At 44.0% G+C, this 13367-nt stretch carries 12 protein-coding genes; 10 read left to right on the top strand and 2 right to left on the bottom strand.

Going from position 1 to position 13367, the window contains the following annotated elements; all coding sequences use genetic code 11:
* The first annotated feature begins 84 nt into the window (after nucleotides 1-84).
* From FNH22_RS24905 to FNH22_RS24860, 10 genes are all read left to right on the top strand, one after another.
* Nucleotides 85-1377: a porin gene (locus FNH22_RS24905; protein WP_143401222.1), complete on the top strand. Its 1293-nt coding sequence runs from the start codon at nucleotides 85-87 to the stop codon at nucleotides 1375-1377.
* A 13-nt stretch (nucleotides 1378-1390) separates the two neighbouring features.
* Nucleotides 1391-1651 (top strand): DUF4212 domain-containing protein, encoded by a 261-nt coding sequence (locus tag FNH22_RS24900; protein ID WP_143401221.1) that lies wholly within the window; start codon nucleotides 1391-1393, stop codon nucleotides 1649-1651.
* A 4-nt stretch (nucleotides 1652-1655) separates the two neighbouring features.
* Nucleotides 1656-3350, top strand: a complete 1695-nt coding sequence (locus FNH22_RS24895) for a sodium:solute symporter family protein (protein ID WP_143401220.1) — start codon at nucleotides 1656-1658, stop codon at nucleotides 3348-3350.
* Nucleotides 3351-3440: 90 nt separating this feature from the next.
* Entirely contained in the window at nucleotides 3441-3629 is a 189-nt protein-coding gene (locus FNH22_RS24890; protein ID WP_143401219.1) for a hypothetical protein, read from the top strand.
* Nucleotides 3630-3636: 7 nt separating this feature from the next.
* On the top strand, nucleotides 3637-3846 hold the full coding sequence (locus FNH22_RS24885; protein ID WP_143401218.1) for a hypothetical protein: 210 nt from the start codon (nucleotides 3637-3639) through the stop codon (nucleotides 3844-3846).
* Nucleotides 3836-6535, top strand: a complete 2700-nt coding sequence (locus FNH22_RS24880; RefSeq protein WP_143401217.1) for a sensor histidine kinase — start codon at nucleotides 3836-3838, stop codon at nucleotides 6533-6535. Before FNH22_RS24885 ends, FNH22_RS24880 begins: the two co-directional genes overlap by 11 nt.
* Nucleotides 6536-6538: 3 nt before the next feature.
* Entirely contained in the window at nucleotides 6539-6910 is a 372-nt protein-coding gene (locus tag FNH22_RS24875; RefSeq protein ID WP_143401216.1) for a response regulator transcription factor, read from the top strand.
* Between the two features lie 12 nt (nucleotides 6911-6922).
* Nucleotides 6923-8818: an acetate--CoA ligase gene (gene acs, locus FNH22_RS24870; RefSeq protein ID WP_143401215.1), complete on the top strand. Its 1896-nt coding sequence runs from the start codon at nucleotides 6923-6925 to the stop codon at nucleotides 8816-8818.
* A gap of 29 nt (nucleotides 8819-8847) precedes the next feature.
* Nucleotides 8848-10755 (top strand): DUF294 nucleotidyltransferase-like domain-containing protein, encoded by a 1908-nt coding sequence (locus FNH22_RS24865; RefSeq protein WP_143401214.1) that lies wholly within the window; start codon nucleotides 8848-8850, stop codon nucleotides 10753-10755.
* Complete coding sequence (locus FNH22_RS24860; RefSeq protein WP_143401213.1) at nucleotides 10755-11441, top strand: PolC-type DNA polymerase III; 687 nt, start codon at nucleotides 10755-10757, stop codon at nucleotides 11439-11441. The genes FNH22_RS24865 and FNH22_RS24860 overlap by 1 nt, the downstream gene beginning before the upstream one ends.
* Here FNH22_RS24860 and FNH22_RS24855 read toward each other — a convergent pair.
* Complete coding sequence (locus FNH22_RS24855; RefSeq protein ID WP_143401212.1) at nucleotides 11438-11908, bottom strand: hypothetical protein; 471 nt, start codon at nucleotides 11906-11908, stop codon at nucleotides 11438-11440. The two genes, FNH22_RS24860 and FNH22_RS24855, sit on opposite strands and share 4 nt — an antisense overlap.
* A 175-nt stretch (nucleotides 11909-12083) precedes the next feature.
* A complete protein-coding gene (gene aceA, locus FNH22_RS24850; RefSeq protein WP_185154398.1) occupies nucleotides 12084-13364 on the bottom strand; it encodes an isocitrate lyase in 1281 nt (426 codons plus the stop codon).
* Nucleotides 13365-13367: the final 3 nt, after the last annotated feature.

The following is a 13367-nucleotide window of genomic DNA, read 5'->3' as shown; positions in this document are numbered from 1 at the left end:
AATATTCTTTCTAAAAATATCAAATTGGATTTGAAGTTTTAGACGGCCGTCTTTTACCCTGAGACAACTAAAATTTCAACATACATGCAAACTATTACCTACAAAATTGTAATGGCCCTGGGCCTGTTATGGTGCTGTTCTATGCCCTTAATGGCCCAAGACGAGACTTCCGAGGACGACCATGCTTACAAACCGTTAAAGGTCAATTTAAATGAAAACGGTAGTAAGTATGTTCGCTTTATTATTTGGCATCAGCAATGGCTACAAACCAATAACCGCGAGGTCGATGATGCAAAACTACAACTCAATTCATTTGCGCGTAGAAGCCGTTTTTTGGCTTACGCCCAGGTTTCACCCAAATTCTTGATTTTAACCCATTTTGGTCTTAATAATCTAAATACAGGTAATCTTACTTCATTGGGTAATAATGGTGACGGTCCGCAATTTTTCCTTCACGACGTTTGGACGGAGTTTAAAATTTCTAACAATGAAGCACTTCATGTAGGAACGGGACTACACTATTGGAAAGGCTTAACCCGACTGGCGAATGCTTCTACACTGAATTTTATGACCTTAGATCAGGCAAGGCCCTTTACACACTGGCATTCGCTGGGTGTCACGGACCAGTTTGCCAGGCATTTTGGTATTTATGCCAAAGGTCAGATTGGCCAGTTTGATTATAGAATAGCCGTTAATAATCCATTGAACCCTGCAAATGCTTTAGGCGCCGGGAGAAATTATGGGGATGCCTTTCCCAATGCAGAAGCATCATCGGTTACCTATACTGGTTCGGCAACAGCGAATGAAGATGGAGATCCTACCGGAAATACAATTATTGAAGGATACTTCAGGTACAATCTGTTAGACCTTGAATCCACCAAATTACCTTACCAGGTAGGTACTTATTTTGGAAAGAAGAAAGTACTGGGTATCGGGACAGGTTTTTTCAGTCATGCTAACGGCACCTACGATACCATTGCTAACGATCATGAGAATGTCTTTCATGTAGCAGGAGATGTTTTCTATGATGCTCCGGCTCCTGGTGGAGGGATTAATGCCTACGCTTCTTTTATAAGCTTTAACTATGGCGACAACTACGTTTCCAGGTGGGTTGGCACTGGTACTAACGTTTATGTGCATGCAGGATACTTTTTATCTGATCTTAAGATCATGCCTTACATAGCTTATCAGTCAGGTAACTATGAGGCGTTGGAAGACAACATCACCTCATTCGATTTTGGGGTGAATTACTATGTGAATGGACACAATGCCAAAGTCACGCTTGAATACCATACCATACGCGGAGACTTCCGTGATTCTTCCGGCACCGGTGGCGATGTAACCCAGTGGAGGCTTCAGACACATATTTTCTTATAAAAACTAATTAATCATGAATAATGACAGAATGAAACAGTACTGGCGGAAGAACCTGAGTTATCTCGCCATTTTACTTGCCATATGGTTCCTCGTATCTTATGTGGCTGGAATACTTCTGGTAGAACCTCTCAATACTATTAAAATAGGTGGTTTTCCTGTGGGCTTTTGGTTTGCTCAACAAGGATCGATTTACGTTTTCGTCATTTTGATATTCGTTTATGTATCACTGATGAATAAGCTGGATAAAGAATTTGATGTAGACGAAAAAGAATAATCTCATGGATGTACAAACTTGGACTTATATTATTGTTGGGATCACCTTCGTCATTTACATCGGTATAGCGATATGGTCAAGGGCTGGTTCTACGAAAGAATTTTACGTAGCGGGTGGAGGTGTGCCTCCCCTGGCCAATGGCATGGCAACGGCTGCTGACTGGATGTCTGCGGCTTCATTCATTTCGATGGCCGGTATTATCTCATTTGCAGGTTATGATGGCGCCGTTTACCTTATGGGATGGACCGGAGGATATGTGCTGCTGGCGTTACTTCTGGCGCCTTACCTCAGAAAATTCGGAAAATTTACCGTGCCTGATTTTATAGGTGATCGTTATTATTCTAATACTGCCAGAACAGTGGCGGTCATCTGTGCGCTCTTTGTTTCCTTTACCTATGTAGCAGGACAGATGCGTGGTGTGGGTGTCGTGTTTAGCCGTTTCCTGGAAGTGGACATCAATAACGGGGTTTATATTGGGATGTTTATCGTCTTCATCTACGCCGTACTAGGTGGCATGAAGGGGATCACCTATACCCAGGTGGCCCAATATGTCATTCTCATCTTCGCCTTTATGTTGCCAGCGATCTTTATCTCCATACAACTTACGAATAACCCTATTCCTCAATTAGGGTTTGGTGGTACCGTGGATGGAACGGAAACGTATTTGCTGGACAAGCTTAACGGCCTTCATGAAGAGCTGGGTTTCGCTGCTTATACCAGCGGAAGTAAGTCAATGATAGATGTATTCTTCATCACTTTTGCTTTGATGGTAGGTACCGCTGGGCTTCCTCACGTAATTGTAAGGTTCTTTACCGTACCGCGTGTAAAAGATGCCCGTATTTCAGCAGGATACGCATTGGTTTTTATCGCTATCCTTTATACTACGGCACCGGCCGTAGCAGCCTTTGCCCGTACTAACCTGATCGAAACCGTGAGCAATAAAGAATATGCTTCTTTACCCAACTGGTTCAGTAACTGGGAAAAAACAGGTCTTTTGACCTATGACGATAAAAATGGTGACGGTAAAGTACAATATGTAGCGGATAAAGAGCAAAATGAGTTGAAAATAGATCGCGACATCATGGTCTTGGCCAACCCTGAGATTGCCAACCTTCCGAATTGGGTGATAGCGCTGGTGGCTGCCGGTGGTTTAGCTGCTGCATTGTCTACAGCGGCAGGTCTGTTGCTGGTGATCTCCACTTCCGTTTCGCATGACCTGGTTAAAAAACAGATAGCGCCGGACATCTCAGACAGTTCAGAGCTTTGGATAGCCCGTGGCGCAGCGGTTCTGGCGGTGGTAGTAGCAGGATATTTTGGGATCAATCCGCCTGACTTCGTTGCGGCTGTAGTGGCGCTGGCATTTGGCCTGGCTGCTGCATCTTTCTTTCCGGCTATTATCCTGGGCATCTTCTACAAAAGAATGAACAAAGAAGGCGCCATTGCCGGCATGGTAGTAGGGCTGGGTATCACCTTGTTTTATATGATGCGCTACAAACTCGGATGGATTGGCGGACCTACCACTTCAGACGATTGGTGGTTCGGTATATCTCCGGAAGGTTTCGGTACCATTGGTATGATACTAAACTTTGTAGTGTCTATTGCCGTAAGCAATTTCACACCACCACCACCGGAAAATGTACAGAGCATTGTCGATAATATTCGTTTCCCCAGGGGTGCGGGAGAGGCACATGATCATTAATAGGTAGTACGGTGAGCGTAGCCTTCTCTACGTCAAACTAATGGTGAGAGAGGGCTATGCTTGTTTTTCCAGTTATAAATTTTTCATCCAATGAAATTAAAAAGAGAAACCTCCATAGTGTTTTTACTGGTTTATGGTGTGATCACCGTTGCTGCCAGGTTTTATTTTGAAATGAAGTTTAACGTTGATTTTCTTACTTCATTCCTCCTGGGCGTCTCACTCTTAGGAGCGCTGGGTTTGCTATTTAAGATGGGATTTTTGACCTTGAATAAAGAATAATCGCATTATGTCAGGAAAAACCGTTACATACCTCATTGTATCTTTTGTTGTATTTTCATTTCTGTTTCACTATCCATTTATTGCGGTGACGAATGAAGCGAAATACATTTTTGGTATGCCGGTTTTTATCATTTATCTGGCCGTCATCTGGGTAGGTCTGATAGTGACTAATTACTTGATCGTTAGACGTAAATCAAAAGACGAGCATGGCGATTGAATGGGTAGTTATCGTACTTTCCTTTGCTTACCTCACTCTTCTGTTTTTCATAGCCGGGTGGGCTGAAAAAAATGCACACAAAAAGTTATTTTCCAGCCCATATATCTACGCCCTTTCACTAGCCGTTTTTTGTACGGCATGGACCTACTATGGTAGTGTAGGACGAGCGGCAAACCAGGGCCTTGACTTCCTGACAACCTACGTAGGACCTATACTGATGGCACCACTTTATATGGTGGTGAGTCGTAAGATTATCCGGATATGTAAAGTGCAACGTATCACTACTATTGCTGATTTTATCTCAGCAAGGTACGGTAAAAGCCTTTTTCTTGGGGCTTTCATTACCATTATTTGTGTACTGGCTATCATTCCTTACATGTCCATTCAATTGAAGGCTATCTCATATAGTTTTAGCATATTCTCTGAAGAGTTGCCTCCCAGGGGTGATACGTTTTTCAAGGATACCGCTTTCTACGTTACCATGGTGCTGGGGATATTTACGATTTTGTTTGGTACACGAAAGATTGATGCCACTCAAAAAAATACAGGTCTGATTACCGCGATTGCTTTTGAATCTTTATTCAAACTCTTCGCATTCCTGCTGTTAGGGATCTATGTTACTTATGGACTCTTTGACGGATTTGGAGATGTTTTTTCTTCTGCCAAAAGATTAACTGATTTTGAAAGGCTCATTACTATTGATCCGGAGCATGGTTATAGTAATTGGTTTTGGCTTAATCTTTTATCTATGCTCGCCATTATATTACTTCCCAGGCAGTTTCATGTTACGGTAAAAGAGAATACGAATGAAGAACAACTGAAAAAAGTAGTTTGGTTATTTCCCTTATACCTGTTACTGATCAATTTATTTGTTATTCCCATCGCTTTGGGGGGAAGGTTATTGTTCGAAGGTCAGGGGGTAGATGCTGATACTTATGTTTTGGCCATGCCTTTGGCAAACGATAGTGTGGCGTTAGCATTACTGGTGTATTTAGGAGGTTTTTCAGCGGCCACCAGTATGATCATAGTCTCTACGTCGGCGCTTAGCATTATGTTAAGTAATAACTTATTGGTGCCGATGGTGCTGAGAAACCATTTTCTGGGGAAGTCATTTGAAGGGCGGTTGAATTCCGTGGTATTGAGAGGGCGCCAGGTGATGATAGTAGTAATGCTTATTCTGGCCTACCTGTATTTTAAGTTGGTGGGCGAGAGGTTTTCACTTGTATCGATTGGATTGATCTCTTTTGTAGGAGTTGCACAATTTGCTCCGGCGGGGTTAGGGGGACTATTTTGGAAAAGGGGGAACTATAAAGGAGCCTTGACCGGGCTGATCATAGGCTTTGTCGTTTGGTTTTTTACACTGATACTTCCTACCATGGTCACTGCCGATATTTTACCTTCAAACCTTTTAAATGAAGGGTTTTTAGGACTATCCTATCTGAGGCCTAATTATTTTATGGGGCTCAACACGGGTAATTTTGTGGCACAAGGTTTCATGTGGAGTATCTTATTGAATACGTTGGCCTATGTAGCGGTCTCTGCCATCACGCGCCAATCTACCCAGGAGACCAATCAATCGGAAGTATTTGTAGATATTTTCAAATACTCAACAGTATATGAAAGTGCCATTTTATGGAAAGGTAAGGCCTTTGTAGCAGACATTAGAGATCTGCTGGCTACATTTTTAGGACCCGAACGTACGGATAGAGCATTCAGGAAATTTAAGGCCAGAAATGATATAGAAGCGGATTCCATAGAGGCGGATTCCCGTGTGGTAAATTATGCGGAGAAATTGTTGGCCGGGGCTGTGGGTTCAGCATCAGCCCGGGTGTTGATGTCTTCCGTAGTAAAGGAAGAAAAGATCAACATGCACGAGGTATTTGATATGCTGCAGGAAACGCAGCACTACATTTCGGACAATAAGGAGCTGAAACGAAAATCAGAAGAACTTCAGGAGGCAAGTCTTAAGCTGCAGCAAGCTAACGACGAACTTACGAAGCTCGATCGACTAAAAGATGAATTCATTTCCACAGTAACCCATGAAATGAGGACACCTATTACCTCGATACGTGCATTTTCTGAGATATTGAATGACAATGACGATCTGGAAGCTGAGCAGCACGGGCAGTTTCTGAAAACTATCATTGATGAAACAGAACGTATGGAGCGTTTGATCAACCAGGTGTTGGATTTGGAGAAAATGGAATCAGGGCAGATACAGCTTACACTCCGGGATTTACGTTTAAATGATGTGACCAGGGATGCCTTGAATTCTATGCAACACTTGTTGAAAGAAAAGCAGATCAAACTGGTAACACAATTACATGCAAAACTACCCATGATCAAGGGGGACAGAGATCGGTTGATGCAGGTCATATTGAACCTGGTATCTAATGCAATGAAGTTTTGTGATCCGAAGTCAGGAGAGATTCGGATTGTTACCGGGACAAATAATGGCAGCGTGGAGTTGTCCGTACTTGACAATGGTCCTGGTGTACCTGTTGAAAGCCAGTCATTGGTTTTTGAAGCTTTTTATCAGGCGGAAAATCAGACCTTAAAAAAACCGGAGGGCACTGGCCTGGGATTAACCATCTGTCAAAAGATCATTAATATGCATGATGGGAAAATATGGGTGAAAAATGGAATCAAAAAAGGCGCAGTAGTCACCTTTAGCATACCTAGAATTTAGCCTATGAAAAAAGTACTGATCGTAGATGATGAACCTAATATTATCATGTCATTGGAATTTTTAATGAAAAAAAACGGCTATGAAGTATTTATTGCCCGAAATGGGGCGGAAGCTATCAAAGCAGTGGATCGCGAACGTCCTGATATTGTAATCCTGGATATAATGATGCCGCACGTGGACGGCTATGAGGTATGCGAGTATATAAAACAGCAAAAGATAACCCCGGTAGCTAAGGTTATTTTCTTATCTGCCAAAGGAAAGGAAAGTGATATTGCCAAGGGGTATGAAGTAGGTGCTGATTTCTATATGACCAAACCATTTTCTACAAAAAATTTAGTGAATAAAATAAATGAATTAACAGTCTCAAAACCTTAATACTATACTATTATGAGTAACAAGATCCAAACCCTCAGCGGGTACATACATGAATACGCAAAGAGTGTTCAAAACCCTGATCTTTTTTGGTCCAGAGTAGCCGATTCCTTTTTTTGGCAGAAGCGATGGGATAAAGTCGTGGAGTGGAATTTTGATGACCCCGACGTAAAGTGGTTTACCAACGCGAAATTAAATATCACTGAAAATATCCTGGAACGGCATCTGTTTATCATGGGGGATAAACCGGCCATTATCTGGGAACCCAACGACCCTGAAGAAGCGTCCAGAACAATCACTTACAGTGAATTGCATAAGATGGTATGCCAGTTTGCCAATACCATGAAAGCACAAGGCATTCAAAAAGGAGATCGAGTGATCATCTATATGCCAATGGTGCCTGAAGCCGCAGTCGCTATGTTGGCCTGTGCCCGCATTGGAGCGGTACACTCGGTAGTGTTTGCAGGATTTTCCGCTACCTCCCTGGCAGACCGGATCAATGACTGTGAAGCAAAAATGGTGCTTACGGCCGATGGCAATTTCCGGGGAACTAAAAAGATACCCGTTAAAGCAGTAGTGGATGAGGCCCTGGAAAAAACTACGACGATTGAAAAGACCATTGTCCTAAAACGAACAGGGCTGGACGTAACAATGCAGGAAGGGCGTGATATCTGGTGGCATGAAGCCATTGAGGGTGTTAGTACGGAAAATAAAGCCGAGATTATGGATTCGGAAGACATGCTCTTCATTTTATATACATCCGGTTCTACAGGACAGCCAAAGGGCGTGGTGCATACCTGTGGAGGATACATGGTATATACCAACTACACTTTTCAAAACGTATTTCAATACTCACAAGGAGACGTATACTGGTGTAGTGCCGATATAGGCTGGATTACAGGACATAGCTATATTGTTTACGGACCATTACTGGCCGGAGCCACTACCGTAATGTTTGAAGGGGTACCGACTTATCCTGATCCGGGACGTTTCTGGGCGATCTGTGATAAACATAAAGTAAACCAGTTCTACACCGCACCTACGGCTATCAGAGCGTTGCAGGCGTATGGTACCGAACCTATTGGACCCTATAAACTGGATACGTTAAAAGTGATCGGTTCGGTGGGAGAACCTATCAACGAGGAAGCGTGGCACTGGTATCATGATCACGTTGGAAAAGGGAAGTGCCCCATTGTGGATACCTGGTGGCAGACAGAAACGGGAGGCATGATGATCTCGCCAATAGCGGGTGTTACACCCACTAAACCTTCCTATGCTACATTGCCACTGCCAGGCATTCAATTGGCAATTCTGGACAATGATGGGAAAGAGCTTACCGGCAATAGTGTGGAAGGTAATCTTTGTATCAAGTATCCATGGCCGGCTATGATCCGGACTACCTATGGCGACCACAAACGATGTCAACAGACCTATTTTTCATCGTTTAAGGGATATTATTTTACCGGTGATGGAGTGAAACGTGATGAAGATGGTTACTACAGGATATTGGGTAGAGTAGATGATGTGATCAATGTTTCAGGGCATAGAATGGGTACGGCTGAAGTTGAAAATGCCATTAATGAGCACCCTAAAGTGGTGGAATCAGCCGTTGTCGGATACCCTCATGATATTAAAGGACAGGGTATTTATGCCTATGTGATCTGTGATATGGAAGGCCGCTCTGAAGAGAACCTTACCTCGGAGATCCGGCAGTCCGTTACCAAGATCATCGGGCCTATAGCCAAACCGGATAAAATACAGATCGTTTCCGGCTTACCTAAAACCCGTTCCGGGAAGATAATGCGTAGAATATTACGAAAAATAGCTACGAAAGAAGTAAGCAATATGGGAGATACCTCCACTTTGCTAAACCCGGAAATAGTGGAGGAGATCATGGAAGGGGCTAAATAGCTTTGAAATAAACGCATAACCAGTGTAAAGTGGCTGCCAATCTCATAGGATCAAGAATTGCGGATTTTCTAAAGAAATATCCACCCTTCTCTTACCTGGAAGAGAATATGTTAAGCCAGTTGTCCGAACAGGCAATCGTCCGGTACTTTGGCCCGGGCGATTTTGTCTTTCAGCAGGGGGAGGAGAAGTCGGGCTATCTTTATGTAATACGGGAAGGTCTGGTGCATCTGGAAAGGCTGGAAGCAGGTGTCGCCGTACTGGTAGATACATGTGATGAAGGGGACCTTTTTGGTGTGAGGGCCATGCTTAGCGGTAAACCCTATGTTTTTCAAGCAAGGTGTGAAGAAGAAAGCCTGGTGTATGGCATTCCGATCGCACTTTTTCAATCCATGCTGGAAGGAAATGGTAAAATTGCCATGTTCTTTGCAGCAGGGTTGGCCGGCGGTCAGGCCGTTCTCTTGAAGAAGAAAACCAATCCCCTTCCGGTACAGGACCCTGGCGCATTGTTAAACTGGAACCGTGCGGTAGATAAGCCATCGCGTTCTTTGGTTTGGGCTTACACTACGGAAACCATACGTAGTATAGCGCTGAAGATGGAAACGGAGCGTGTGGGGTCCGTTATACTTTGCGATGCAAGTGATCAGGCCATCGGTATTGTTACCGATACTGACTTTAGAAAGAAGGTAGGGACCGGGAAGGTTGATATTACATCACCCGTAAATGAAATCATGTCTGCAGGTTTGATCAAAATGCCGCTGGGCCAGCCACTTTCCAGGTACTTATTGGAAATGCTCAGGCATAAGATACGTCATATCTGCCTGGAAGAAGAAGGCAGGCCAGTGGGAATGTTAAGTGAACGCGATTTAATGGCCGCTCACCAAAACCATCCCATGGCGCTTATTTATGCTTTGGAGCGCGCACCCTCTGTCAATGACCTGGTGCGATTACGAGGTGATGCAGATGTACTGGTTAAATTTTATTTGGAACAGCATGTTTCCGTTAGGCTTACTTCCTCATTGATCACGCACATCAATGATACTTTGATCAATAAAGCCATTACGCTCGCGCTGCAGGAGCTTGTGCCTGCTTTAGGTAGTCCTCCCGTAGATTTTAGCTGGATCAGTTTAGGGAGTGAAGGCCGTTCAGAACAGTTAATACGTACCGATCAGGATAATGCCATTGTTTTTGAAGATGTAGCTGAGAATAAGCTTAGTGAGGTAAAAGACTATTTCCTGCAATTAGCTGCCCGTGTGAATCAAATACTGGAGGATACGGGTTTTGAGCGTTGCCCGGCGGATATGATGGCGGGTAATGAAGAATGGTGTCAGCCTTTGTCAGCATGGAAAAAATACTTTACCGGTTGGATAAGTCAACCACAGGAAAAATCACTCATGCTGTCCACTATTTTTTTTGATTACCGGAAAGTATACGGTTCTTCTGACCTCATTGGGGAGCTGAAAACCCATTTGGCCAAAGAAATCAATAGTGAACGGATTTTCCTGAACTTCCTGGCGAGTAATGCATTGAAAAATCCGGCTCCACTTACTTTTTTCAAAAACTTTATGGTGGAACGATCCGGCGAACACCAGGATGAGTTTGATATAAAAGCCAGGGCCATGATGCCTTTGGTAGATATAGCGAGGGTCCTGGCCCTGGATGTTGGTTTGCTGGACGAAATGAATACCGTAAAACGTTACCTGGCATTAGCGGAAAAAGAACCTAAACGTAGTGAGCTTTATACACAAGCAGCTGAGTCTTATGAATACCTGATGCAAATTCGTGCATTGAATGGCTTCAAGCACCAGGATTCAGGTCGGTTTATTACGATCAGCGCATTGAGTAAGCTGGAGAGACAGATCCTCCGCAATACGTTTGAACCCATTAATCAACTTCAGAAAATGCTGAGTCTACGCTATCAACTAGGGTATTTTCAATAATGGGATTTTTGTCCGGGTGGTTTCAAGGTGATCGGCAAAAAGACCTTCCCGGGTTTGCCCTGGAATATCTGAGTTCATGTGATCAGGTCAAAAGATCTGCTTCGCTTGAGGGGCTACGGTTTGTGGTGTTTGATACTGAAACTACCTCACTCAACGTGAAAGAGGCACGCTTACTTTCACTTGGTGCCGTTAGTTGTACAAGCCATCAGATCAATATTGAAACTGCCCTGGATTGTTATGTGTCATGGGAAGAAAGTTCACGCCCGGAAAATGTGGAAATACACGGTATCACGAAGAGGCAGAGTGACAAAGGGATGACACCGGAACAGTTGATCGAAACCTTTTTAGAATACATTAAAGGGGCAGTATTAGTGGCGCATCACATAGATTTCGATGTAGCAATGGTCAATGCTGTTTTAGATAAATACTACAAAGGATTGTCTTTAGCTAATCCTAAATTGGATACCGCACAACTAGCCATCCGGTTAGAACATTCCCGCTTTGATCGGAGTAATGTCAATCGAAAGGATTATACCTTAGATGCGCTTATGGAGCGTTTTCAGGTGACTCCTCTTGAGCGTCACTCAGCGCTGGGCGACGCTTATTCTACCGCTTTGTTATTGATGAGGTTACTCTACAGGTTAAGAAAAAGGGGGATAGACAGACTGGATAAACTGACCATTTAAAATGCACAGTTCCCGGGCAATGGTGATTGGCTGTCTACACCTGTGGCAAATGGATCGGGCAGTTCAGCGGCTTCAAAACCAGTGGCAACACTTCCTTTAAAAGCCTGTCCTCCGTACCCCGTAGTATTCATATGCCCTCTTATCCAAACCGTTTGATTTTCATCAATACCTACCGGACCTCCTGATCGGGCAAAAGGCTGTTCATTGACATGGCTGTGTGCCAGGATACGTCGATAGACCAGCTTGCCATCTTCTGAAAGTACCTCCCACCAGTCGGCATATTGATCGCAGCCAGTATCAGGACTAGACAGCGTTACAGAGAAGGTATAGCTACCGTTACTACCAGAAGCTCTGACGGCAGTGATATCCGCATGCTGTTTTCTATCCTGCCTGTCATCGCCTGAGTCATTACTATTATCATCTGAACACGAAAAAACAAGTAAGAGTATGAAATTAAGGAAGAGCATGGGTCTATTCATTTATGTCGATCATTTCCATCAGTTAAAACTTTTTAAGTAAAAGTAATATTTAGTTAAGGGAATGAAAAGATATGAATAATGATAAAAACAAAGAACACAGTCATTTGCTGTGCTCTCTGTTCCGAAGATCAGATGGGTGAAATCGTCAAGGGGGTTACTTTGTTTATTTCACAAACTGTGCTTCTTCCGTGCTTCCACTCATCGCTGTGGTGCTTGAACTTCCCTGCTGTACGATGTTCTGCACTGTATCGAAATACTGCGTTCCTACAAATGCCTGATGTTTCACTGCTTTGAATCCTTTGTCCTGAAGCGCGAACTCCCTTTCCTGGAGCGCACTGTATCCGGCCATTCCACGATTTTTGTAGTCCAGCGACAGTTCAAACATAGAAGTGTTCAATGCATGAAATCCTGCCAGGGTAATGAACTGGAATTTATACCCCATTTCTGCTAAATTCTCTCTGAACGTTTCCATTTCACTTACGGATAACTTGGCTGCCCAGTTAAAAGAAGGCGAGCAGTTATACGCCAGCATTTGATCAGGATACTTTTCTTTGATACCCTGTGCAAACTCTCTGGCCAGTCCCAGGTCAGGGTTTGAGGTTTCCATCCAAAGCAGGTCTGAATACGGGGCATAGCTTAACCCCCTGTCAATGCCTTGCGCTAACCCGTTATTCACATGGTAGAACCCTTCCGCAGTGCGTTTGCCTGTAATAAATTTGTGGTCCCTTTCATCAATGTCAGAAGTGATCAGGTTAGCAGCTTCAGCATCCGTACGGGCCACCAGCAGTGTAGGGACATCCATTACATCAGCCGCCAGACGAGCTGCTACCAATTTATTAATGGCCTCTTGGGTGGGTACCAGTACTTTACCCCCCAGGTGACCGCACTTTTTGGCAGAAGAAAGCTGATCTTCATAATGTACGCCTGCAGCTCCTGCCTCTATCATACCTTTCATCAGTTCGAAAGCATTAAGATTACCTCCAAAACCGGCTTCAGCATCCGCAACGATGGGCACCATCCAGTCGATATCGGTTTCCCCGCTTACACTTTGGATCTGGTCTCTGCGCATGAGCGCGTTGTTGATCTTTTTGACCACGTTAGGTACAGAGTCGGCAGGATAGAGGGACTGATCAGGATACATTTGTCCCGCTAGGTTGGCATCAGCTGCTACCTGCCATCCACTAAGATAAATAGCTTCCAGTCCGGCAGTTACTTCCTGGATGGCCTGGTTTCCGGTCAGAGCTCCGAGCCCGGCCACAAAATCCTGGGCATTAAGCTTTTTCCATAGTTTTTCAGCTCCCAGACGTGCCAGGGTATGTTCTACGGTGACTGTGCCACGTAATTTTACCACTTCTTCAGGAACATAAGGGCGTTTTACGTTTTTCCAACGAGGATTAGTCATCCAATCGTTATACAACTTTTCGATTTGATCTGCTTTACTCATGAT

Origin of the sequence: Fulvivirga sp. M361, assembly GCF_007097395.1 — a bacterium.
GTDB lineage: Bacteria > Bacteroidota > Bacteroidia > Cytophagales > Cyclobacteriaceae > Fulvivirga.
Note: the sequence above shows the minus strand (reverse complement) of the source record. Positions and strands in the feature narration are given on the sequence as shown.

Bases quoted from the DNA above. Each gene is read 5' to 3' on its own strand.
- acs (WP_143401215.1), top strand. From the start codon at position 6,923: ATGAGTAACAAGATCCAAACCCTCAGCGGGTACATACATGAATACGCA.
- aceA (WP_185154398.1), bottom strand. From the start codon at position 13,364: ATGAGTAAAGCAGATCAAATCGAAAAGTTGTATAACGATTGGATGACT.
- FNH22_RS24890 (WP_143401219.1), top strand. From the start codon at position 3,441: ATGAAATTAAAAAGAGAAACCTCCATAGTGTTTTTACTGGTTTATGGT.
- FNH22_RS24905 (WP_143401222.1), top strand. From the start codon at position 85: ATGCAAACTATTACCTACAAAATTGTAATGGCCCTGGGCCTGTTATGG.
- FNH22_RS24895 (WP_143401220.1), top strand. From the start codon at position 1,656: ATGGATGTACAAACTTGGACTTATATTATTGTTGGGATCACCTTCGTC.
- FNH22_RS24860 (WP_143401213.1), top strand. From the start codon at position 10,755: ATGGGATTTTTGTCCGGGTGGTTTCAAGGTGATCGGCAAAAAGACCTT.
- FNH22_RS24875 (WP_143401216.1), top strand. From the start codon at position 6,539: ATGAAAAAAGTACTGATCGTAGATGATGAACCTAATATTATCATGTCA.
- FNH22_RS24855 (WP_143401212.1), bottom strand. From the start codon at position 11,908: ATGCTCTTCCTTAATTTCATACTCTTACTTGTTTTTTCGTGTTCAGAT.
- FNH22_RS24880 (WP_143401217.1), top strand. From the start codon at position 3,836: ATGGCGATTGAATGGGTAGTTATCGTACTTTCCTTTGCTTACCTCACT.
- FNH22_RS24900 (WP_143401221.1), top strand. From the start codon at position 1,391: ATGAATAATGACAGAATGAAACAGTACTGGCGGAAGAACCTGAGTTAT.
- FNH22_RS24885 (WP_143401218.1), top strand. From the start codon at position 3,637: ATGTCAGGAAAAACCGTTACATACCTCATTGTATCTTTTGTTGTATTT.